This window comes from Actinoplanes xinjiangensis (assembly GCF_003148685.1).
Lineage (GTDB): Bacteria > Actinomycetota > Actinomycetes > Mycobacteriales > Micromonosporaceae > Actinoplanes > Actinoplanes xinjiangensis.
In genome coordinates this window covers 615,281-635,135 of sequence record NZ_QGGR01000003.1, presented here as the reverse complement: position 1 = coordinate 635,135, position 19,855 = coordinate 615,281, and the positions used below count along the sequence as shown (strand labels likewise).

At 69.7% G+C, this 19,855-nt stretch carries 23 protein-coding genes; 8 read left to right on the top strand and 15 right to left on the bottom strand.

What is annotated here, in order from left to right; genetic code table 11:
• The first annotated feature begins 47 nt into the window (after nucleotides 1–47).
• Both BC793_RS09775 and BC793_RS09770 read left to right on the top strand, forming a co-directional pair.
• On the top strand, nucleotides 48–881 hold the full coding sequence (locus BC793_RS09775) for a nucleotidyltransferase domain-containing protein (protein ID WP_109591410.1): 834 nt from the start codon (nucleotides 48–50) through the stop codon (nucleotides 879–881).
• The gene (locus BC793_RS09770) at nucleotides 878–1,609 is read left to right on the top strand and encodes a Type 1 glutamine amidotransferase-like domain-containing protein (RefSeq protein WP_109591408.1); all 732 of its coding nucleotides are present in this window, start codon (nucleotides 878–880) and stop codon (nucleotides 1,607–1,609) included. Before BC793_RS09775 ends, BC793_RS09770 begins: the two co-directional genes overlap by 4 nt.
• A 119-nt stretch (nucleotides 1,610–1,728) precedes the next feature.
• Here BC793_RS09770 and BC793_RS09765 read toward each other — a convergent pair whose 3' ends face one another.
• Nucleotides 1,729–1,908 carry a hypothetical protein gene (locus tag BC793_RS09765; protein WP_239169737.1) on the bottom strand — a complete coding sequence of 60 codons (180 nt, stop codon included), beginning with the start codon at nucleotides 1,906–1,908 and terminating at the stop codon, nucleotides 1,729–1,731.
• Nucleotides 1,909–2,167: 259 nt separating this feature from the next.
• Between BC793_RS09765 and BC793_RS09760 the strand changes: the two genes are divergently transcribed.
• Nucleotides 2,168–3,067: a hypothetical protein gene (locus BC793_RS09760; RefSeq protein ID WP_109591404.1), complete on the top strand. Its 900-nt coding sequence runs from the start codon at nucleotides 2,168–2,170 to the stop codon at nucleotides 3,065–3,067.
• 6 nt (nucleotides 3,068–3,073) lie between these two features.
• Here the strand turns inward: BC793_RS09760 and BC793_RS09755 are convergent, their stop codons facing one another.
• Both BC793_RS09755 and BC793_RS09750 read right to left on the bottom strand, forming a co-directional pair.
• On the bottom strand, nucleotides 3,074–3,436 hold the full coding sequence (locus tag BC793_RS09755; RefSeq protein ID WP_109591402.1) for a PH domain-containing protein: 363 nt from the start codon (nucleotides 3,434–3,436) through the stop codon (nucleotides 3,074–3,076).
• A 24-nt stretch (nucleotides 3,437–3,460) separates the two neighbouring features.
• Nucleotides 3,461–3,772 carry a 4a-hydroxytetrahydrobiopterin dehydratase gene (locus tag BC793_RS09750; RefSeq protein WP_109591400.1) on the bottom strand — a complete coding sequence of 104 codons (312 nt, stop codon included), beginning with the start codon at nucleotides 3,770–3,772 and terminating at the stop codon, nucleotides 3,461–3,463.
• Nucleotides 3,773–3,955: 183 nt separating this feature from the next.
• On the opposite strand from BC793_RS09750, the gene BC793_RS09745 reads away from it, so the two are divergent.
• Nucleotides 3,956–4,381: a (deoxy)nucleoside triphosphate pyrophosphohydrolase gene (locus BC793_RS09745; RefSeq protein ID WP_203896053.1), complete on the top strand. Its 426-nt coding sequence runs from the start codon at nucleotides 3,956–3,958 to the stop codon at nucleotides 4,379–4,381.
• Here BC793_RS09745 and BC793_RS09740 read toward each other — a convergent pair.
• Nucleotides 4,378–5,913: a long-chain-fatty-acid--CoA ligase gene (locus BC793_RS09740; RefSeq protein ID WP_109591396.1), complete on the bottom strand. Its 1,536-nt coding sequence runs from the start codon at nucleotides 5,911–5,913 to the stop codon at nucleotides 4,378–4,380. The two genes, BC793_RS09745 and BC793_RS09740, sit on opposite strands and share 4 nt — an antisense overlap.
• A 113-nt stretch (nucleotides 5,914–6,026) precedes the next feature.
• Between BC793_RS09740 and BC793_RS09735 the strand changes: the two genes are divergently transcribed.
• From BC793_RS09735 to BC793_RS09720, 4 genes are all read left to right on the top strand, one after another.
• Entirely contained in the window at nucleotides 6,027–6,656 is a 630-nt protein-coding gene (locus tag BC793_RS09735) for a TetR/AcrR family transcriptional regulator (protein WP_109591394.1), read from the top strand.
• Nucleotides 6,653–8,065 (top strand): aldehyde dehydrogenase family protein, encoded by a 1,413-nt coding sequence (locus BC793_RS09730; RefSeq protein WP_109591392.1) that lies wholly within the window; start codon nucleotides 6,653–6,655, stop codon nucleotides 8,063–8,065. Before BC793_RS09735 ends, BC793_RS09730 begins: the two co-directional genes overlap by 4 nt.
• Entirely contained in the window at nucleotides 8,062–9,150 is a 1,089-nt protein-coding gene (locus BC793_RS09725; protein ID WP_109591390.1) for an alcohol dehydrogenase catalytic domain-containing protein, read from the top strand. The genes BC793_RS09730 and BC793_RS09725 overlap by 4 nt, the downstream gene beginning before the upstream one ends.
• A gap of 195 nt (nucleotides 9,151–9,345) precedes the next feature.
• Nucleotides 9,346–9,939, top strand: a complete 594-nt coding sequence (locus tag BC793_RS09720) for a DUF6886 family protein (RefSeq protein WP_109591388.1) — start codon at nucleotides 9,346–9,348, stop codon at nucleotides 9,937–9,939.
• Here BC793_RS09720 and BC793_RS09715 read toward each other — a convergent pair.
• The 11 genes from BC793_RS09715 to BC793_RS09665 all read right to left on the bottom strand — a co-directional run bounded on the left by BC793_RS09715 (nucleotide 9,908) and on the right by BC793_RS09665 (nucleotide 19,848).
• The gene (locus BC793_RS09715; RefSeq protein ID WP_109591386.1) at nucleotides 9,908–10,510 is read right to left on the bottom strand and encodes a TetR/AcrR family transcriptional regulator; all 603 of its coding nucleotides are present in this window, start codon (nucleotides 10,508–10,510) and stop codon (nucleotides 9,908–9,910) included. The two genes, BC793_RS09720 and BC793_RS09715, sit on opposite strands and share 32 nt — an antisense overlap.
• Nucleotides 10,507–11,706 carry an acyl-CoA dehydrogenase family protein gene (locus BC793_RS09710; protein WP_109591384.1) on the bottom strand — a complete coding sequence of 400 codons (1,200 nt, stop codon included), beginning with the start codon at nucleotides 11,704–11,706 and terminating at the stop codon, nucleotides 10,507–10,509. Before BC793_RS09710 ends, BC793_RS09715 begins: the two co-directional genes overlap by 4 nt.
• Nucleotides 11,706–12,686 carry a phosphotransferase family protein gene (locus BC793_RS09705; protein ID WP_203896052.1) on the bottom strand — a complete coding sequence of 327 codons (981 nt, stop codon included), beginning with the start codon at nucleotides 12,684–12,686 and terminating at the stop codon, nucleotides 11,706–11,708. Before BC793_RS09705 ends, BC793_RS09710 begins: the two co-directional genes overlap by 1 nt.
• Entirely contained in the window at nucleotides 12,683–13,459 is a 777-nt protein-coding gene (locus tag BC793_RS09700) for an SDR family oxidoreductase (RefSeq protein ID WP_109591382.1), read from the bottom strand. Before BC793_RS09700 ends, BC793_RS09705 begins: the two co-directional genes overlap by 4 nt.
• Nucleotides 13,456–14,202 (bottom strand): SDR family oxidoreductase, encoded by a 747-nt coding sequence (locus BC793_RS09695; RefSeq protein ID WP_109591380.1) that lies wholly within the window; start codon nucleotides 14,200–14,202, stop codon nucleotides 13,456–13,458. Before BC793_RS09695 ends, BC793_RS09700 begins: the two co-directional genes overlap by 4 nt.
• 44 nt (nucleotides 14,203–14,246) lie before the next feature.
• On the bottom strand, nucleotides 14,247–15,515 hold the full coding sequence (locus BC793_RS09690) for an ABC transporter substrate-binding protein (protein WP_109591378.1): 1,269 nt from the start codon (nucleotides 15,513–15,515) through the stop codon (nucleotides 14,247–14,249).
• Nucleotides 15,512–16,570: a branched-chain amino acid ABC transporter permease gene (locus BC793_RS09685; RefSeq protein WP_109591376.1), complete on the bottom strand. Its 1,059-nt coding sequence runs from the start codon at nucleotides 16,568–16,570 to the stop codon at nucleotides 15,512–15,514. The genes BC793_RS09690 and BC793_RS09685 overlap by 4 nt, the downstream gene beginning before the upstream one ends.
• The gene (locus tag BC793_RS09680) at nucleotides 16,567–17,445 is read right to left on the bottom strand and encodes a branched-chain amino acid ABC transporter permease (protein WP_109591374.1); all 879 of its coding nucleotides are present in this window, start codon (nucleotides 17,443–17,445) and stop codon (nucleotides 16,567–16,569) included. The genes BC793_RS09685 and BC793_RS09680 overlap by 4 nt, the downstream gene beginning before the upstream one ends.
• A complete protein-coding gene (locus BC793_RS09675; RefSeq protein ID WP_109591372.1) occupies nucleotides 17,445–18,164 on the bottom strand; it encodes an ABC transporter ATP-binding protein in 720 nt (239 codons plus the stop codon). Before BC793_RS09675 ends, BC793_RS09680 begins: the two co-directional genes overlap by 1 nt.
• A 213-nt stretch (nucleotides 18,165–18,377) precedes the next feature.
• On the bottom strand, nucleotides 18,378–19,085 hold the full coding sequence (locus BC793_RS09670; RefSeq protein WP_109591370.1) for an ABC transporter ATP-binding protein: 708 nt from the start codon (nucleotides 19,083–19,085) through the stop codon (nucleotides 18,378–18,380).
• Between the two features lie 127 nt (nucleotides 19,086–19,212).
• Complete coding sequence (locus tag BC793_RS09665; RefSeq protein WP_109591368.1) at nucleotides 19,213–19,848, bottom strand: alpha-ketoglutarate-dependent dioxygenase AlkB; 636 nt, start codon at nucleotides 19,846–19,848, stop codon at nucleotides 19,213–19,215.
• Between the last annotated feature and the right edge of the window lie 7 nt (nucleotides 19,849–19,855).

Below are 19,855 nucleotides of genomic sequence, written 5' to 3'. Positions count from 1 at the left end.
GTCACCGGTGGTTGCGTCCGGGCCCGCCCGGGGCACACGGTAACGAGATGGCGCTGACCGACACCGGCCTGACCGATCTCGCCCACCGGCTGCTGACCGTGCCCGGCGTGATCGGGGTGGTCCTCGGCGGCAGCCGGGCCCGCGGTACGCATACCGAGGACTCCGACACCGACCTGGGGCTCTACTACCGGACGCCGCTGGACACCGGGCGGCTCGGCGAACTGGCCGTCGAAATGGCCGGGCCGGGCGCCGGGGTGACCGCGACCGGTGACTGGGGACCGTGGGTGGACGGCGGCGGCTGGCTGCGGATCGACGGGCACCCGGTCGACTGGCTCTACCGGGACACCGACCGGGTGCACCGCTGCTGGGCCGATGCCGAGCAGGGCCGCTACGCGTTCCACGTCCAGGCCGGCCATCCACTGGGGGTGCCCGATTTCCTGTACCCCGGTGAGCTGGCCCTGAGCCGCATCCTCGCTGATCCGACCGGGGAGCTGGAGCGGCTGCGGCGCCGCGCGCTGGTCTTCCCGCGACCGCTGGCGGAGGCTCTGGTGGCCGGGCTGTGGGAGGCCGACTTCCTGATCGGAGTGGCCCGCAAGGCGGTGTCGCGCGGCGACAGCGCGTACGTCGCCGGTTGCCTGTTCCGGATCGCCGGGGTGTGCGCGCACGCGCTGCACGGCGCCGCCGGACGGTGGCTGATCAACGAGAAGGGCGCGGTGGCGGCGGCCGCGGCGCTCCCCGGCGCGCCGGAGCGGTTCAAGCCGCGGATGGACGCGGTGTTCGCCGCCGTCGACGGCGATCCGGTCCGGCTGAGCTCCGCGATCGACCTGATCGCGGATCTCGTCCTGGAGACCACCGACGCGTGCGCGATGATGCTGCGGTGACCGCCGACGTCCCCACCATCCTGGCCACCAGCGCCTTCCTGCGATCCGGCGGTCGCGGACCGCTCGACGTGCGGCCGGGCGCCGTCCACCGTCTCGCCGCCGAACTGGCGAACACGAAGACGCCACGGTTCTGCTTCCTCGGCCAGGCGGGTGGCGACGCCGAACCACGGATCGCCGCCTACTACGCGGCGTTCGCCGGGACCGGGTTCAGGGCGTCGCACCTCCAGCTGTTCCCGATGCCGAACGTCGCGGACATCCGCGCCCACCTGCTCGCCCAGGACGTCATCTGGGTCGGCGGCGGCAGCGTCGCGAACCTGTGCGCGGTCTGGCGGGTGCACGGCGTCGACGAGATCCTGCACGAGGCCTGGCAGGCCGGGGTGGTACTCGGCGGTGTGTCGGCCGGTTCGATCTGCTGGCACGTGGGCGGCAGCACCGACAGTTTCGGCCCGCAGCTGCGCGGCTTCACCGACGGGCTCGGGTTCCTGCCGTTCAGCAACGGCGTGCACTACGACGCCGAGGACCGGCGGCGGCCGCTGATGCACGAACTGATCGGGTCGGGCGCCCTGCCGGACGGCTACGCCACCGACGACGGCGCGGGGCTGATCTTCCGGGGCACGTCCCTGTCCGAGGCGGTCGCCGACCATCAGGGCCCACGGGGGTACGAACTCCGGCGCACCCCGGACGGCACAGTGCTGGAGACGCCGTTACCGACCCGCGTCCTGACCTAGGCTGGATGCGTTGGGACTTCCGGAGTCCATCAGTTCGTTGGAGGAGAGTCATGTCCGACCGGACCGGCAAGGGCGGCGAAGGCGGAAGCTGACGCGCGTGGTCTCGCCGCAACGCCGGCTCAGTGCAGGGCGACCGTGGCGAGACCCACCAGCACCGCGGAGAGCAGCATGGCCGCGGCGAAGATGGCGTTGTGGCCGATCAGGGACCGCCGCCGCGGCTGCCCGCCCTCACCCCCGCCCATGATCGACACAGCATCGAGGTCGTGACCGAACAACTCGGTCCGATATCTGCGGGTCAACGGCCTCTGTAGGTGGGTCAGCACCGCGGATCGCCTCCGGGGGGTCGAGGATCGATTCTGGTGGAACTCCCGGTAGCATGCGGCGGGCCGGAAACGGCAGGCAAGGGATACCCGCGAAAAACAGTCGCGGGTGGGCCGGACTGGCATGACCGTTCCACTGATCGGTCAACGGATATCAGGCGAACAGCCGTCCCCAGGCGATGCCATTCACTCTTTATGAGGATTTGTCGGTAACGATCGTTTCGCCATCATTGGGACGATGCCGGAGACTCCGACGATCTCTCACACCCTGTTCAGGGGCACCCTGAACGTCTCGGTCGTGCTCATCGGCCTGACGTCGGGCATCGCACAGCTCACCGGAATACCCCTGCGGTTCGCGCAGTGGGCCTTCACCGCGATCTTCCTGGCCTGCCTGCTCTACTTCGTGGTCCGGCTGTGGCAGCTCGCGTTCGTCGTCAAGATCCGCGAGCTGAGGACCGACCTCCAGGACGCCTCCCGGCTGCTCACCCTCCAGCAGGCCGGCCACCAGCACTACCTCGACGCCATCCAGCGGATCAGCGACCGGGAGAAGCCGCTCTTCCAGGAGACCCTGGAGGTGCTCGTCACGATCGGCGCCGACGACGACAGCGACCGCATCGTGGAGAAACGGATCACCACCCCGGAGCCGCTCGTCACCCATCGGACCATGCGGCCGATCGTGCCGACCGACACCGACCGGATCACCCGGCTCGACGAGATCTCGTTCAAGACGCTGCGACCGGTCGGCGGCACCATCACGCCGCTGCCGCTGGAACAGAGCAGGCTGCTACGGGTCTGGCTGATCTTCGACCCGGCGATGACCACCCCCACCGAGTGGCAGGTCGAATACCGCCCGCGCGGACTGTGGGGCCCGCTGCGCGAACGCGGTTGGGACCAGCTCGTCTGGGAGGACCGGCTGCCGACCGCGAGCGGAACCCCGTCGGCGTTCACCCGGTTCCAGGTCACCTTCAGCTTCCCGGACAGCGATCAGCCGCCGAGCGTCAAGGAGCGGCAGGGGTACGGACGGTTCGCCGAACCCGAACGCGACCCCCGCGGCCGCTGGGAGGTGGTGTGGCGCGACGAGAAACCCGCCGGCCGCCGGTACGTATGGGATCTCACGCAGGCGGTCGGCGGGCGCTGACCGGACTCAGGACGCCTGGCCGAGGATCAGGTTGTGCACGTGGTGGGCCTTCTCCGAGCCACGGAACTCGATCTCGTAGCTGGTCGTGCCGACCGCGATGGCGATGGTGCCGGAGGAGAAGAACTGGCCGGCCCAGCTCTTGTTGCTCACCACACTGACGCTGCTGACCTTGGAGTAGGGAATGCTGGTGATCGCGAACCGCTTCCCGACGTAGGACTGGTCCTGAATGATGATCCGGCGGTTGGTGAGACCGATGAAGCCGGTCCCGGTGCCGATCGCGTCATAGACCGCGATGACCTGCTCGCCCTCCAGCAGACCACTCTGAATCTGCTCGAGCTGGCCCTTGTCGTCGTACACCACGTCAGTCATGCGGCGCAGCGTAGTCCGCCCGGATCATGGCCTCTCGACCACGGTGCGATAGAAATCCTCGATCCGGGCCGCGAGGGTGACCTCACCGTCGGTGATGGCTGTACCGTCCTGCGAGCCCAGGCAGATCTGTGTGTGACCGTTGATTCGCCGGATGCTTGGTCGTATGTGAAGAGTGTCCGCAGCCACCTTGATACGTTCGGTCAAGGCCGCGTGCTGACTGTCGTCACACGCCAGATCACGGCGCAACTGGACGCCGTCGCGGGTCCATCCGCCGAGTAACGCCAAGGCGTCGCTGAGATAGTCCGAGCCGGTGTCCCGGCGTCTTCTCGCCCGCACTCCGCACCCCCCTTAGCGTCGTTGCCGGCTTGTGGCCGAACTGTCGCCGGATCGTCATGGTCGGTGCCCCACAGTTTCGTCGGTTCAGCCACCCGTGTCCACGCCCACATATCCGTGTTTGCGTGACGATCAGGGCACCAGCGGGCAACCTGAACGATGAACTTTCGTGAGATCTTGGATCGCATGCGGCCCGAACAATACGTCAAGCCGGCGTCATCACCCAGGGTGATCGTTGCGGCTGTGATCATCACCGCTGGGCGGGTCCTCGCCTGCGAACGCAGCTCTCCACCGGAGGCGGCCGGGCGCTGGGAGTTCCCCGGTGGCAAGGTCGAGCCGGGGGAGACCGAGCAGCAGGCACTGGCCCGCGAGTGCGCCGAAGAGCTGGGCGTACGCGTCGAGGTCGGCGGCCGGATCGGCCCGGACGTGCCACTGGCCCACGGTCGCGCCGTGCTCCGCGTCTACGTCGCCGACCTGCTCGGCGGCGACGTCCCGGAGGCGCTGGAGCACCGCTCCCTGCGCTGGCTGACCGTGGACCAGTTGGACACCGTCCCGTGGCTGCCCGCCGACGTCCCGATCGTCGCCGAGCTGCCACCGCTGTTGAGCAGCTAGCTGTACTGCTTGCGCAACTCCCGCTTCAGGACCTTCATGCTCGGCCCGAGCGGCAGGGACTCGGCGAACCGCACCTGACGCGGGTACTTGTGCTTGCCCAGCCGCTCCTTCGACCACTCGATCAGTTCGTCCTCCGACAGACCCTTGTCCTCGAGCACCACCACGGCGCAGATCTCCTCGCCCAGGGTCTCGTCGGCCACGCCGATCACCGCGACCTGCTGGATCGACGGATGCCGGGCCAGGACCTCCTCCACCTCACGCGGGTAGACGTTGAAGCCGCCGCGGATGATCAGGTCCTTGGTCCGGTCGACGATGCTGATGAAGCCCTGCTCGTCGCGTACGCCCAGGTCGCCGGTCCGGAACCAGCCGTCGACCAGGGCCTCGGCGGTCGCCTCCGGCCGGTTCAGGTAGCCGGCGAACACGTTGTGCCCGCGGATCACGATCTCACCCAGCTCGCCGTCCGGCAGGAACTCGATGCGCTCCGGAACCTCCGGGCGGGCGATCTCCACCTCGACACCCCAGATCGGGTGCCCGACCGTGCCCGGCTTCGCACCGAACGACGGCTGGTTGGTGGTCGCCGTGGGGGAGGTCTCGCTCAGCCCGTACCCCTCCCAGATGGTCGAACCGAAAGCCACCGCGAACTTCTCCAGAACCGCCACCGGAAGTGACGCACCACCGGAGACGCACAGCTTCAGCTGTGGCAGGCGCTCGGCCTTGGCCGCCGCCTCCAGCAGTCCGATGTACATGGTCGGCACGCCGTGGAAGATCGTGACGTTCTCCCTGATCATCAGTTCGATCGCCGCCTCGCCGGTGAACCGGGGCAGCAGCACCAGCGTCCCGCCGAGCCGGAACGTCGCGTTCATCCCGACCGTCTGGCCGAACGTGTGGAACAGCGGCAGGCAGCCCATCACCACGTCGTCGCCGGTCAGCGGATGCACGTCGAAGACGTTGACGGCCGCGTTCATCACCAGGTTCAGGTGGGTGAGCAGGGCGCCCTTCGGCTTGCCGGTCGTGCCGCTGGTGTAGAGGATCACCGCGACGTCCTCGGCCTCGACCGTCACGTAGGTCCGGACCGGCTCCAGCCCGGCCGAGATCTGGTCCAGGCGCGGTGGGTACTGCGGCAGCCCCTCCGGCAGCGGGCCGACATTCGCCAGCGGGGTGCCGGTCGCGGCCGCGGCAGCCGCGCCGACCTGAAGGAACGCCGAGTGCGTGACCAGCAGCTTCGCGCCGCTGTCGGCCAGCACGTAGCCGACCTCCTCGGCGTTGAGCAGCAGCGACACCGGCACGATCCGGGCGCCGACGGCGAGCGCGGCGTAGTAGACCCGCGGGAAGTCGCCCACGTTCGGGATCATCACGGCCACCGTGTCGCCGCGGCCGATGCCCAATTCCGTCAAACCGGCGGCGTACGACCGGGTCTGCGCCCAGAGTTCGCGATAGGGAATCCGGCCTCCGGCCTCGTCGACGATCGCCACCTTCTCGGGGTACCGGCGTGCGGCCTCGGCCAGAACCGTGGCGAGGGAAAGCGTCGTCATTGCTGATCTCCCTTAGTGATGTACGTCGCAGCTGTGCTTAAACTAGCGGCGTAAGTTTTTACACGTCCAGTGTTGATTTCGGTTTTCTCGATCTGATCGAAGGGACGACTTCCATGGCTCGGCCTCGGCAGGCGCTGCTCACCCGGGAGCGCATCGTCGAGGCGGCGGCCGTGCTGATCGACGCCGAGGGCCTGGACGCCTGCTCCATGCGGCGCCTCGCCACCGAACTGGGGGTGCAGGGGCCGTCGCTCTACAACCACTTCGCGACCAAGGCGGAGATCGTCGACGCGGTCGCCGAGGCGGTGGTCGCCCAGGTCGACATCTCCGTCTTCCGGGGCAACGACTGGCGCGAAGGGCTGCGGCTGTGGGCGAAGTCGTACCACGCCGTGCTCGCCGCGCACCCGCACATCGTCCCGGTGCTGGCCACCGGCCCCGGTCGCCGGCCGGCCGGGCTGGCCATGGCCGAGGCCGTCTACGGCGCGCTGATCGAGGCCGGCTGGTCCCGGGCCCGGGCCACCCACATCGGCGCGCTGATGCGATACCTGATCACCGGCTCCGCGCTCGGCTCGTTCGCCCTGGGCTTCGAGGCCGACCCGGACCTGTACGACCGCTTCCCGCACCTGCACCGGGCCCATGAACTCGCCGCACATCGCGCCGCCGTCGACGAGGGTGCGTTCGAGCTCGGGCTCGACCTGCTGATCAACAGCCTTTCCGACCGTTACGACCAGGGGGTACGCCGATGACGTCGGTCTTCCGTGATGAGCACTGGATCGGCGGCGCGTACGTGCCGTCCGCCTCCACCGAGCGCATCGGAGTCGAGAACCCGTACACCGAAGAGGTGTTCGGGCATGTGCCGGCCGGGACGGCCGAGGACGTCGACCTCGCCGTCTCCGCCGCCCGCGCCGCCTTCGACGGCTGGGCCTTCGGGCTGACGCCGGCCGAGCGCGGTGCGGCGCTGGGCCGGCTGCACCGGGCGCTCACCGCCCGCGCCGACGAGGTCGCCCGGATCGTCGGCCTCGAACTGGGCACCCCGCTCAAGATCGCCAAGGCGGTCCAGGCCGGCCTTCCCCTGACCGTCCTCGCCGGGTACGCGGAACTCGCCGGCCGCCCGGCGCGGGAGGAGACGATCGGCAACTCGCTGGTCGTCCACGAACCGATCGGCGTGGTCGGCGCGATCACCCCGTGGAACTATCCGCTGCACCAGGTCGTCGCCAAGGTCGGCGCGGCGCTGGCCGCCGGGTGCACGGTGATCCTCAAACCGAGCGAGCTGACCCCGCTCACCGCCTACCTGCTGGCCGACGCGGTCGCCGAGGCCCAGCTGCCGCCCGGCGTGTTCAACCTGGTCACCGGCACCGGCCCGGCCGTCGGATCGGCCATTGCCGGGCACCCCGGCATCGACATGGTGTCGTTCACCGGATCCACCCGGACCGGCGCGGCCATCAGCCACGCCGCCGCCGACCGGATCGCCAAGGTGTCCCTGGAACTCGGCGGCAAATCCGCCAACGTCATCCTCGAAGACGCCGACGTGGTCAAGGCGGTCAAGGTCGGCGTCGGCAACGCCTTCCTCAACTCCGGCCAGACGTGTACGGCGTGGACCCGCATGCTGGTCCACCACAGCCACTACGACGAGGCCGTCGAACTGGCCGCCAAGACCGCCGCCGGCTACACCCTCGGTGACCCGTTCGACCCGGCGACCCGAATCGGCCCGCTCGCCTCCGCCGCCCAGAAGGACCGGGTCCGCGGTTTCATCGAACGCGCCACGGCCCGGGTCGTCGCCGGTGGCCTCGACGCCCCCGTGCCCGCACAGGGCCACTTCGTCGCGCCGACCGTCTTCGCCGACGTCGACCCGGACAGTGAGATCGCCCAGGAGGAGATCTTCGGCCCGGTGCTGTCGATCATCGGCTTCGGTGACGACGACGAGGCCGTGGCGATCGCCAACAACTCGAAGTACGGCCTGGCCGGCGCGGTCTGGGGCTCCGACGCGCGGGCGGTCGCCGTGGCCCGGCGGCTGCGCACCGGCGCCGTCGACGTCAACGGCGGCTCGTTCAACCCGTTCGCCCCGTTCGGCGGCTACAAGCAGTCCGGTATCGGCCGTGAACTCGGCGCCTACGGGCTGACCGAATTCCAGCAGGTGAAAGCGATCCAGCGATGACCCAGTACATGACCGGCCTCGTCGTCCGCGACACCGGAGCCCCCGCCGCCCTCGCCGAACTGCGGCTGCCCGAGATCGGCCCCGGCCAGGTGCGCGTGCGGGTCCGGGCGGCCGGTGTCTGCCACTCCGACCTGTCGATGGTGAACGGCACGCTGCGGCCGCCGCACCCGCTGATCCTCGGGCACGAGGCGGCCGGTGAAGTCGTCGAGATCGGCGAGCACGTCACCCGGACCGCCGTCGGTGACCACGTGGTGCTGAACTGGCAGCCGGCCTGCCGCACCTGCTGGTTCTGCGAACACGGCGAGCCCTGGCTGTGCAGCACCTCGCACGGCGTCGCGGCCCAGTCCAACGGCATCACCCTGGACGGCGCGCCGGTCCACGTGACCCTGGGCGTGGGGGCGTTCGCCGAACAGGTGGTGGTGCCGGAGAACGCGGTCATCCCCGTACCTCAGGAACTCGCCTTCGACCTCGCGGCCCTGCTCGGCTGCGCCGTCCTCACCGGGACCGGCGCGGTCCGCAACACCGCCCGGGTGGCACCCGGCGAATCGGTCGTGGTCATCGGCCTCGGCGGGGTCGGCCTGTCGGTCGTCGCCGCGGCCCGCGCCGCCGGTGCCGCACAGGTGATCGCGGTGGACGTCACCGAGGCGAAGAAAGGCCTGGCCGAGGCGGCCGGCGCCACCGACTTCGTGGTGTCCTCGGACAACCTGTCGAAGGACATCCGCGGCCGCACCGGCCGGCTCGGCGCCGACCACGCGATCGAATGCGTCGGCCGGGCCGCCACCATCCGGGCCGCCTGGCGAGCCACCCGCTCCGGCGGCCAGGTCACCGTGGTCGGCATGGGCGCGGCCGACGACATGGTCCAGCTGAGCGCACTGGACATCTTCTCCTCGGCGCGCACCCTGCGGGCCTCGGTGTACGGGCAGGCCGACACCGACCTGGAGGTGCCGGCCCTGGCCCGTGACGTCCTCGACGGCACGCTCAACCTCGACCACCTGATCACCGACCGCATCACCCTGGCCGAGGTACCGGCCGCCTTCGACCGCATGTCCCGCGGCGAGGGCGCCCGATCCGTCGCCCTCCTCTGACCCGGCTCCCCACCCGCGACCCGGCTGGGCGCCACCGCTGTCTCACGCGCCGCGAGACAGCGGTGGTGTCCAGCCGGACGGGCCTGGCTGGTTCCCACCGCTGTCTCGGGTGTCGTGAGACAGCGGTGGTGTCCAGCCGGACGGGCCGGCGGGCCGGGCTGGGCCTGGTTGGGGATGGTGCGATAGGAAGGGCGGATGCGACCTGAACCGGGGCAGGTGCTGCACTTCTCCGAGGATCCGACCATCACGCGGTTCGTTCCGCACGTCGCGGCCACCGCACAGCAGCCGGAGGCCTACGTCTGGGCGGTCGACCACGAACGGGCGCCGGACTACTGGTTCCCGCGACAGTGCCCGCGCGCTCTTGCCTGGGTGCGCCCCGGCGTCACCACCGACACCGACCGGGACCGGATCATCGGAGCCGGCTGCGGCGACCGGGTCCACGCGATCGAATACGCCTGGTGGGACACGATGCGCGCCACCAGGCTGTACGCGTACCGGCTCCCCGCCGAACCGTTCCGCCCGATCGGGGAGCCGTTGCCGCACGCCCACGTGGCATGCGAACCGGTCGAACCACTCGGCCCACCCGAACCGGTCGGCGACCTGATCGCATGCCACGCTGCGGCCGGAATCCAGCTGCGGCTGCTCGACGACCTGTGGTCCTTCTGGGACCAGGTCGTCACCAGCACGATCGCCTTCAGCGGCATCCGCCTCCGCAACGCCGCACCCCGGCGGACCCGGTCGCAGGGCCTCCCACGGCTCAGCGGGCCGGCTTCGCCCCGGCCGGGTTGATCAGGGCGGTGACGACGCGGGCGAGTGCGGACCGGGCGCCCTCGACCGGCAGGCCCATGGCGTCACGCCACGTCGCCCACGTCGGCCAGAGGCTGGCCGCGGTCAGCGCGTTGAGCAACTCCTCGTCACTGCCGATCTCGGTCGGAAAGGTGGCGGTCAGCTCGTCGCGTACCCGCGAGGTGTGCAGTTTGCGGTAACGCTGCAATCCCGACGAGAACGGCTCTTTCAGGGCGGAGGCCCGCGCCGCGGGCGCGATCTCCTCCAGCAGGCGGGCCCGCTGATGGCAGAACGCCTCGATCCGCTCGGTCAGCGGCAGATCCGCCGGGATCGGCCGGTACGACGCGTCGCGCTGCTCCAGCACCCGCTGACCACTCGCCGCCATCAGGGCTTCCATGTCGGCGAAGTGACTCCACAGGGCGCGCAGGGACACCCCGGCCAGCTTGGCCACCCGATCGGCGGTGGGGCGCATGTCCCCCTCGCCGATCAGCTGGAGGTGCGCGTCGATGATCGCGTTGCGGGTCCGCTCGGACCGCGCGGTACGCCCGTCGACGCGCGTAGGTGGGTTGGTCACGAATGACTCCGGTAACGCTTGAGTTCACGGTGGGCCAGCGACCGCTTGTGCACCTCGTCCGGCCCGTCGGCGAGTCGCAGCATACGGGCGCTGGCGAACAGGCCGGCAAGCGGGAAGTCCTGCCCGAGCCCGGCCGCCCCGTGGGTCTGGATCGCCTTGTCGACGATCCACTCCACCGTGGACGGCACCACGATCTTGATGGACTGGATCTCGGTGTGCGCACCCCGGTTGCCGACCGTGTCCATCAGCCAGGCGGCCTTGAGCACCAGCAGGCGGGCCTGCTCGATGCGGACCCGCGACTCGGCGATCCAGTCCTGGATGACGCCCTGCTCGGCGAGCGGCTTGCCGAACGGCGTACGGACCAAGGCCCGCGTGCACATCAGCTCCAGGGCCCGCTCGGCCATGCCGATGAGCCGCATGCAGTGGTGGATGCGGCCGGGCCCGAGCCGGGCCTGGGAGATCGCGAACCCGCCGCCCTCCTGCCCGATCAGGTTGGTGGCCGGCACCCGGACGTTCTCGAAGATCATCTCGGCGTGGCCGCCGTGGTCGCCGTCGGTGTAGCCGAGCACGGTCATGCCCCGCTCGATGGTCAGGCCGGGCGTGTCCCGGGGCACCAGGATCTGGCTCTGCTGGAGGTGCCGCGGGGCGTCGACGTCGGTCTTGCCCATCACGATGAAGATCTTGCAGTTCGGGTTCATCGCGCCGCTGATGTAGAACTTGCGCCCGTTGATGACGTAGTCGTCGCCGTCGCGGTCGATCCGGGTGCCGATGTTGGTGGCGTCCGAGGAGGCCACCTGCGGCTCGGTCATCGCGAAGGCGGAGCGGATCTCACCGGCCAGCAGCGGCTTGAGCCACCGCTCCTTCTGCTCGTCGGTCCCGAAGTCCGCGAGGACCTCCATGTTGCCGGTGTCGGGTGCGGCGCAGTTCAGCGCGGCCGGGGCGATCGCCGGGCTGCGGCCGGTGATCTCGGCGAGCGGCGCGTACTGGAGGTTGGTGAGACCGGCACCGTGGTCACCGGGAAGGAAGAGGTTCCACAGGCCGGCCTCCTTGGCGGCCGCCTTCAGTCCCTCCAGCGCGGCGGGCGGTTCCCAGCCGTCGGTGTGATACGTGGGCTCCGCGGGATAGACATGCTCGTCCATGAAGGCGAGCAGCCGCTTGCGGTAGTCCTCGGTCTTCGCGTCGTACTCGAAGTCCATCAGTGTCCTTCCAGCGCTCGGTGGCCCTGCTCGACCAGGGTGGGAACCATGGCGCCCACGGTGTCGAAGCCGGGCCCGACCGTCTGACCCTTGGTGTAACGGAAGTGCACGCCCTCGAGGATGACGGCGAGCTTGAACGCGGCGAAGCCGACGTACCAGTGCAGGTCGCTGACGTCGCGCCCGCTGCGTTCGGCGTAGCGCGCGGCGATCTCGTCGAGTGTGGGGTGCCCGGGGATGTCGACCGGGGCGAACGGCTTACCGTCGCGTTCCAGCAGCGGCCGGCCGGCGTAGATCTGCATCAGGGCCAGGTCGCTGAGCGGGTCGCCGAGGGTGGACATCTCCCAGTCGAGCACCGCGTTGACCGTCAGCTCGTCACTGACCAGCACGTTGTCCAGGCGGAAGTCACCGTGCACGACGGCGCCGGGGCCACCGGCCGGGATGTCGGTGGCCAGCCGGGCGTGCAACTCGTCGATGCCGGAGAGCTCCCGGCTGCGTGACGCGTCGAGCTGCTGTTTCCAGCGGCGGACCTGCCGGGCGTTGAAGCCCTCCGGTCTGCCGAAGTCACCGAGCCCGATCGCCGCCGGATCCAGGGAGTGCAGATCGGCGAGGGTGTCGACCAGGGTGAACGTCAGCGCCCGGAAGTCGATCTTCTCGATCAGCGCGGCGTCCCGGTAGATGGTGCCGTCCACGTGCTCCATCAGGTAGAACGGCGCCCCGATGACCTCGGTGTCGGTGCAGAGCCGCACCGGCCGGGGCACCGGGAAACCGGCCCGGGAGAGGGCGTCGAGGACCTTGTGCTCACGGACCATGTCGTGTGCGGTGGGCAGCACGTGCCCGAGCGGTGGCCGGCGCAGCACCCAGCGGTCGGCGCCGTCGGTGATCGCGTAGGTCAGGTTCGACCTACCGCCCGCGAACATCGTCCCGGAAAGCGGCGGGCTGTCCAGATAGGCCTGGAGGCGCTCCAGGTCGAGGCCCTTCACGCGGACTCGAATCCGCGCTGGAGTTTGTTCATGCCTCCCAGCCAACGATCGGGATCGCTCGCGCGCAAGCGGTAGTAGCCCTCGACCTCCGGATGCGGCAGGATCAGGAACCCGCCGTCCTCCAGGGAACCGGCGACCAGGTCGGCCACCTCCTCCGGCGGCAGTGCACCCTCGGCGAGCAGCGAGGCCGCGCCGCTGCCCCGGTCGTTGCCGCGGGTCAGCATGTCGGTGCGCACACCCTGCGGGCAGAGCGCCTGCACGATCAGACCCCGATGGGCGTACGTGGCACGCAGCCACTCCGCATAGGCCAGGGCCGCGTGCTTCGTCACCGAGTACGTCGCGCTGCCCAGCAGGGTCAGCAAACCGGCCGCGCTGACCGTGATCAGCAGCCGTTTCGGCTCACCGCCGTCCAGCCAGCGCGGCAGCAGTGCCCGGCTCACGTAGACGTGCGACATCACGTTGACCCCGAAGTCGCGCTGCCACTGGGCGTCCGGTGTCGTCTCGTCCCCGGCCGACAGCACTCCGGCGTTCGAGCAGAACAGATCGATCCCGCCCAGTTCGCTCCAGGCCGTGTCGATCAGGTGCCGGACGTCCTCCTCGCGGGCCGCGTCACCGGGAACCGCGATCCCGCCGATCTCGCCGGCGACCGTCCGGGCCGCCTCCGCGTTCAGATCGTTGACCACCACCTTGGCACCGTCGGCGGCGAACCGCCGGGCCAGTGCCGCGCCGATCCCGCCACCGGCGCCGGTGACCACCACCCGCTTGAGGCTCACTGGACGGCCCCGGTGAGGGTGATGCCACCGTCGATCACGATGGTCTGCCCGGTGATCCAGGCGGCGTCCGGGGAGCAGAGGAACGCCACGGTGCCGGCCACGTCGTCGGTGTGACCGAGCCGCTGGAGCGGATACGTGGCCGCCACCTCCGCCTCCCGCCCCTCGTAGAGGGCGGAGGCGAACCGCGTCTTCACGACCGCGGGCGCGACCGCGTTGACCCGGATCTTCGGGGCCAACTCGACCGCGAGTTCCTCGGTGAGGTGGATGAGGGCGGCCTTGGTGGTGCCGTAGAAGGCGATCCCGGGCGCGGGGCGGACACCGGAGACCGACGAGATGTTGACGATCGAACCGCCGGTCTCGCCGAGTCCGCCGCGCAGCGCCTCCTGGATCCAGCCGAGCGTGCCGATCAGGTTGACCTCGGCCATCTTGCGGGCGGCGTTGAGGTCCAGGGTGGCCAGCGGCCCGTACGCCGGGTTGATCCCGATGTTGTTGATCAGCGTGGTGACCGGGCCGAACCGCTCCCGCACCGCGTCGATCACCGCGGCCCGGTGCGCGGGGTCGTCGCCCTTGCCGGCCACGCCGAGCGCCACCTCGGGGCCGCCGAGCTCCTTCACGGCGGCCTCGAGGGCGTCGGCGTCGCGGCCGGTGACGGCGACTCTCACACCCTGGGCGACGAAGCGTTGCGCGATGGCGAACCCGATCCCCCGGCTTGCTCCGGTCACGATTGCTACCTGGTCGGCCATCGCCCAACCTCCTGAGTCGTGTTTTTGCAGTCTAAGTGCAGATATTACGCGGCGGGCACGCCACTCGGCGGTGGTGCCACGGCCTGCCCCTGGTACGGCGCGACCGGACCGTCTCCGTCGTCGGTGGTGTACGGGGTGCCGAAGTACACGGCCTTGCCGTTCTCCACCTTGGTGAGCTGCTCACCGCCGTACCCCGAGTGGTCCTGGGCCGAGAAGCGCAGCGGCACGAGGCCCGGACCCTGGAAGCCGTTCTTCTGCACGGTTTCGAGGATCTTGTCGCGGGTCAGGTCCTTGCCGGCCGACTGGAGCGCCTGCACGAACAGGTAGCCCACGGACATGCCGTAGACGACGTTGTTGTCGAACTCGGCGTTGCCGTTGTGCTCCGCGTTGACCTTCTTGAACAGCTGGATCCACGGGTTGGCCTCGTCGGTGTTCAGTGGCAGGTAGTTGGCCGCCACGAGGCCCTCCATCAGGGGCGCGGCAGCACCCAGAGTCTTCCCGACGGTGGTCGGGTCGGAGCCGACGTTACTGACGACGAACTGCGGTTTGAACGCAATCTTCGCAGCGGTCCCGATCGACAGGGCAGTGAAACCGGGCACAGTCGCGAGCACGACGACCTCACAGCCGGCCGCCTTGAGCGCACCCATCTGCGGCCCGACGTTCGGGTTGCTGGTCACGTAGCTCTCCTTGGCCGCGACCGCACCGAGGATCTTCTCGACGCCGGCCAGGCTGTCCCGGCCGAAGTCGTCGTCCTGGCCGAGGAAGCAGGTCTTCTTCCCGGCCAGGTTCTCCTTGATGTAGGTGGCCAGGATCTTGCCCTCGACCGTGTAGTCCGGGTTGAAGCCGAACGTCTGCGGATACTTGTCGGCCTGGTTCCAGCTGCGGCTGCCGCTGGCCACGAACAGGTCGGGCACCCGGTTGGTCTTGAGGAAGTCGAGGACACCGGTGTGTGTGGGGGTGCCGAGACCGTTGAGGACCGCGAAGACCTTGTCCTGAAGCACCAGCTCCCGCACCACGGTCTGGGTGTTCGCCGGGTTGTAGCCGTCGTCCTTGATCTTGTAGGTGATCTTGCGGCCGTGCACACCGCCGTTGGCGTTGACGTAGTCGAAGTACGCCTTGGTGGCCGGCGCGATCTTCGAGTAGCCGCCCGCGGCCGGACCGGTCAGCGGCATGTGCGTGCCGACCACGATCTCGGTGTCGGTCACCCCTGGCACGTTTCCGCTGCCCGAGCCGTTGCCGCCACCGCCGCCGTCCGTGCAGCCGGCGGTCGCCAGCAGCAAGACGGAAAGGGCCGCCGTCGTTATGCGTTTCATCGGTTCCTCCTGATCAGGCGTGACATTCGAGATGGGATGGATGCGAGGCCGCCCGGAGCGGCGAGCATGACGACGACGAGCACGACACCGAAGACGATCAGCGCGAGGTTTCCCTCCAGCCGCTGCGAACCGGTCTGCTCACCGACGGACTGGGACAGTGCGGGCAGCACCACCAGCAGCAACGCGCCCCACAACGCCCCGAAGAGGCTCCCCAGCCCGCCGATCACGATCGCCATGACCAGGAAGAGGGACAGGGTCAACGGGAAGGCTCCGGGCGAGACGCTCTGCGCGAGGTAGGCGAACAGGGCGCCGGACACCCCGGCGCAGACGGCGCTCACCACGAACGCCAGCACCTGGGTACGCGCGATGTTGATCCCGGCGAGCTTGGCGGCGGTCTCGTCGTCGCGGACGGCCCGCAGGTCCCGCCCGAACCGGCCGCGCACCAGCAGCGCCAGCAGCAGCACCACGACCAGCGCCGCACCCCAGCACAGCCAGGCCTGCCACTGCTCGATCGGGTACTGCTCGGGCGGCGGGTTCAGGAACACCGACAGGCCCTGGTCACTGTTGAACGTCTCATCGAACGTGCTGGTCACCGACGGGACCACGATCGCGACGGCGAGAGTCAGACCGGCCAGGTAGGGACCGCGCAACCGGGCCGCGGCCAGGCCGATCACCGCGCCCACCACGGTGGTGACGAGGACCGCCATGGCGAAGCTGAGCGGGAGGTTCTCCCACCTGTTCTGCGTCAGTGCCAGCGTGTAGGCGCCGGTCGCCATCAGCGCGCCGTGCCCCAGCGACAACTGCCCGTTCAGTCCGGTCAGGACGGTCAGCCCGGCCGTCACGCAGAAGTAGGCGCCCACGGTGGCCAGCTGATAGTTCCGGAACGGCGGCAGCATGTAGGTCAGCGCGACCACCAGGACCGCGCCGGCCGCGATCACGATCACCGGATGCACCCGCCGGCGGCGCTTCGGCAGGACGGGACCCGCATCCGGTACGGGTGCCTGCGCGGTCCCGGCCGTCTCGGCTTCGTGCTTCGCTGCGGTGCGGCCGGTCATGCCACCCTCGCTTTCGAGCTGGAGAACAGTCCGCCCGGTCTACCGAGCAGGACGACGACGAGCAGGGCGAGAACGGCCATCGGGGCGACCGTGACGTCGATGTATCCGCTGACGTACGACAGCAGGACGCCGACGATCAGTCCGCCCACGACCGCGCCGATCGGGCTGTCCAGACCTCCCACGACGGCGGCCGCGAACGCCGACACGAAGACCACGTCCATCGCTGTCGGGTGCACACCCAGTTCGGTGGGGACGACGAGGATCCCGGCGAGCGATCCCACGGCCGCCGCCAGTGCCCAGCCGAGCGTCAACATGCCGCCCACCGAGACGCCGAGCAGCCTCGACACGTCCGGCGCGAAGGCCGCCGCACGCATCCGGAGCCCGACAGCGGTACGGGTGAACAGCAGCGTGAGAGCGATGACCACGGCGCCGACCGTCCCGAAGACGAACAGGTCGTACCGGGACAGCATCGCCACCCCGCCGACCACGAAGGCGTCCCGGCTGAACGGGGTCTCGAACGGCAGGAACTCGTTGCCGTAGACGATGCCCAGCACGCCCTGGAAGATCAGTACCAGTCCGAGCGCGACCACCACCCCGTTGAGCGGCGACGAGTGGTCCACGAACCGCATCACCACGCGCTCGACGATGACGCCCAGCGCCAGCCCGGCCAGGAGCGCGGCCCCGAACCCCAGCCAGTACGACCCGGTGGCGTTCGTGACCGAGTACGCGACGTAGACCGCGGACACCGCCATCGCACCCTGTGCGAAGTTGACGATCCGGGCAGCCCGCCAGATCAGCACCAGGGCCAGCGCGAACGCGGCATAGACCAGGCCGCGGCTGAGCCCGTCGAAGGTCAGGTAGACGAACTCGCTCATCAGAACCCCAGGTAGGCGTGACGGAGGTCGGCGTCGTCGCGGAGCACCGACGCCTTGTTGCGCACCACCACCCGGCCCAGCGACAGCACCACGCCCTCGTCGGCGATGGAGAGCGCGCTGCGCACGTTCTGTTCGACCAGCAGAACCGCCAGGCCGGTACGTTCCCGCAGGTCACGCAACAGGGTCATGATGTGCCGGGTGACCTTGGGTGCGAGGCCGAGCGACGGCTCGTCGAGCAGCAGCAACCGCGGCCGCCCGACCAGGGCCCGGCCCAGTGCCAGCATCTGCCGCTCGCCGCCGGACAGCTGGTGCCCGGCGAAGGTGCGGCGCTGTGCCAGCGGAGGGAACAGGTCGTAGACCTCGTCGAGCGCCACTTTCGCGTCGGCCCGGTCGCGTCGCCAGAGGCCGCCGAGCCGCAGGTTCTCGTCGACGGTCAACTCGGTGACCACGCCGCGCCCCTCGGGGACGTGCGCTATGCCCCGGCGTACGAGATGCTCCACTTTGGTGCCGGCCAGGTCGTCGCCGTCCAGGACGACCCGACCGTGGGTGCTGCGGACCAGTCCGGACAGGGTGCGCAGCAGCGTCGTCTTGCCGGCGCCGTTCGCCCCGAGCACGGCGACGATCTCTCCCGGCCGGACGGTGAGGTCCACATCGTGCAGGACGGGGGCCGCGCCATATCCGGCGGTGAGGCCTTCGACCTGCAACAACGCGCCGCTCATCGGCTGTCTCCCGTTGATTCCGGGGTACGCGTGATCATCGGCGCTCCTTTCTCGGGGGCCGCTCGTAGACGTGTTTCGGGTATGCCGAAGAGCGCCGGGACACGACCGGCTTTTCGGGTATGCGAGGTCAGAGGCCGGTCCGGCCCCACGCGGAACAGGTGATAGGTCAGAGGCCGGTCCGGCCCCACACGGAACGGGTGATGCTGAGTAGGGTCAGGCCGCCGCGCCGAGATAGGCCTCGGTCACCTTGGGATTCGCGCTGATCTCCGCGGGCGAACCGAGTGCGATCGACTTGCCGAAGTCGAGGACCAGGATCTCGTCGCAGACCGACATCACCAGATCCATGTGGTGCTCGACCAGCAGCACGGTGGTGCCGGTCTCCTTGATCAGAGCACCGAGCCAGGCGATCTCATCGGCGTCCAGGCCGCCGGCCGGCTCGTCGAGCATCAGGATGCGTGGCTTCGCCACCAGGGCGCGGGCCAGCTCGATGCGTTTGCGGATCGCATACGGCAGAGCGCCCGGATGGGCATCCGCATAGCGCGCGACGCCGCACCGGTCCAGGGCGGCCAGCGCCTCGGACTCCGCGTGCCGGTGACGGGCGCCGACCATCACGTTCTCCAGCACGGTCATGCCGGAGAACTGGCCGACCCCCTGGAGTGTCCGGGCGATACCCAGACGGCTCAGGTGGTGTGGGCGGGGCCGCCAGGGGCTCCCGTCCAGAGTGAGCGACCCGGAGGTCGGCTGCACGAATCCACAGATGACGTTGAAAAGGGTGGTCTTGCCCGCACCGTTCGGCCCGATGACGCCGACGATCCGCCCCGGCGCCACGCGCAGGGACACACTGTCGAGAGCGGTCAGGCCGCCGAAGCGGACCGTGATGTCGTGGAGCGCAAGCTCCTTGAGCTGGGAATCTGTTGACATGACCGCCTCGCCGGACCGGTGGAAGTCCTGTAAGGGAGATGGAGCATCAACTATTTACACTTGGAGTGTAACTTTCTCGGCGGACTCGTCAACCACTTGCAATGTCCGCGTTACCGAAGACCTCTGATCAGGCCACACCGGCTGGTCGGAACTGCACGCTCACCCGCGGTCCGACCGGCTTGGCCGTCTTCGGCACGGCATGCTCCCAGGTGCGCTGACAGGACCCGCCCATCACGATCAGATCGCCGTGCCCGAGGGGGAACCGCAGCGTCTCGTGCCCACCCGCCCGTGGTCGCAGCAGCAGGTTGCGGGGTGAGCCGAACGAGACGATGGCGACCATCGTGTCCACGGTGGCGGAGCGCCCGATGGTGTCGCCGTGCCACGCCACGCTGTCGCGCCCGTCGCGGTAGAGGCACATGCCCGCGGTCACGAACTCCTCGCCCAGCTCCCCGGCGTAGTGCCGGTTGAGCTCGGACCGCGCCGCCACCAGTGCGGGGTGTGGCAGATGCTCCCGCGGGCCGAACCACCGCAGGAGCCGGGGGACGTCGACGATGTCGTCATACATTCTGCGCCGCTCGGCCCGCCAGTCGATGCCGAGCAGCGCCTCGAAGACCGCGTCCGACCCGTGCAGCCAGCCCGGCAGCACGTCGACCCAGGCTCCGGCGGTGAGCTGATGCCGGGTGAGGCGGCCGGTCAATGGCTCGACCGCCTCAGCCGGCCCGGACATCAGGTCGAACATCGAAGGTTGGTAGGCGCTGGTCATGGCGCCA

What these genes read in the sequence shown, in the direction of transcription:
- BC793_RS09775 (WP_109591410.1), top strand. Translation starts at nt 48, where the DNA reads ATGGCGCTGACCGACACCGGCCTGACCGATCTCGCCCACCGGCTGCTG.
- BC793_RS09760 (WP_109591404.1), top strand. Translation starts at nt 2,168, where the DNA reads ATGCCGGAGACTCCGACGATCTCTCACACCCTGTTCAGGGGCACCCTG.
- BC793_RS09755 (WP_109591402.1), bottom strand. Translation starts at nt 3,436, where the DNA reads ATGACTGACGTGGTGTACGACGACAAGGGCCAGCTCGAGCAGATTCAG.
- BC793_RS09745 (WP_203896053.1), top strand. Translation starts at nt 3,956, where the DNA reads ATGCGGCCCGAACAATACGTCAAGCCGGCGTCATCACCCAGGGTGATC.
- BC793_RS09740 (WP_109591396.1), bottom strand. Translation starts at nt 5,913, where the DNA reads ATGACGACGCTTTCCCTCGCCACGGTTCTGGCCGAGGCCGCACGCCGG.
- BC793_RS09735 (WP_109591394.1), top strand. Translation starts at nt 6,027, where the DNA reads ATGGCTCGGCCTCGGCAGGCGCTGCTCACCCGGGAGCGCATCGTCGAG.
- BC793_RS09730 (WP_109591392.1), top strand. Translation starts at nt 6,653, where the DNA reads ATGACGTCGGTCTTCCGTGATGAGCACTGGATCGGCGGCGCGTACGTG.
- BC793_RS09725 (WP_109591390.1), top strand. Translation starts at nt 8,062, where the DNA reads ATGACCCAGTACATGACCGGCCTCGTCGTCCGCGACACCGGAGCCCCC.
- BC793_RS09720 (WP_109591388.1), top strand. Translation starts at nt 9,346, where the DNA reads ATGCGACCTGAACCGGGGCAGGTGCTGCACTTCTCCGAGGATCCGACC.
- BC793_RS09710 (WP_109591384.1), bottom strand. Translation starts at nt 11,706, where the DNA reads ATGGACTTCGAGTACGACGCGAAGACCGAGGACTACCGCAAGCGGCTG.
- BC793_RS09695 (WP_109591380.1), bottom strand. Translation starts at nt 14,202, where the DNA reads ATGGCCGACCAGGTAGCAATCGTGACCGGAGCAAGCCGGGGGATCGGG.
- BC793_RS09690 (WP_109591378.1), bottom strand. Translation starts at nt 15,515, where the DNA reads ATGAAACGCATAACGACGGCGGCCCTTTCCGTCTTGCTGCTGGCGACC.
- BC793_RS09685 (WP_109591376.1), bottom strand. Translation starts at nt 16,570, where the DNA reads ATGACCGGCCGCACCGCAGCGAAGCACGAAGCCGAGACGGCCGGGACC.
- BC793_RS09680 (WP_109591374.1), bottom strand. Translation starts at nt 17,445, where the DNA reads ATGAGCGAGTTCGTCTACCTGACCTTCGACGGGCTCAGCCGCGGCCTG.
- BC793_RS09675 (WP_109591372.1), bottom strand. Translation starts at nt 18,164, where the DNA reads ATGAGCGGCGCGTTGTTGCAGGTCGAAGGCCTCACCGCCGGATATGGC.
- BC793_RS09670 (WP_109591370.1), bottom strand. Translation starts at nt 19,085, where the DNA reads ATGTCAACAGATTCCCAGCTCAAGGAGCTTGCGCTCCACGACATCACG.
- BC793_RS09665 (WP_109591368.1), bottom strand. Translation starts at nt 19,848, where the DNA reads ATGACCAGCGCCTACCAACCTTCGATGTTCGACCTGATGTCCGGGCCG.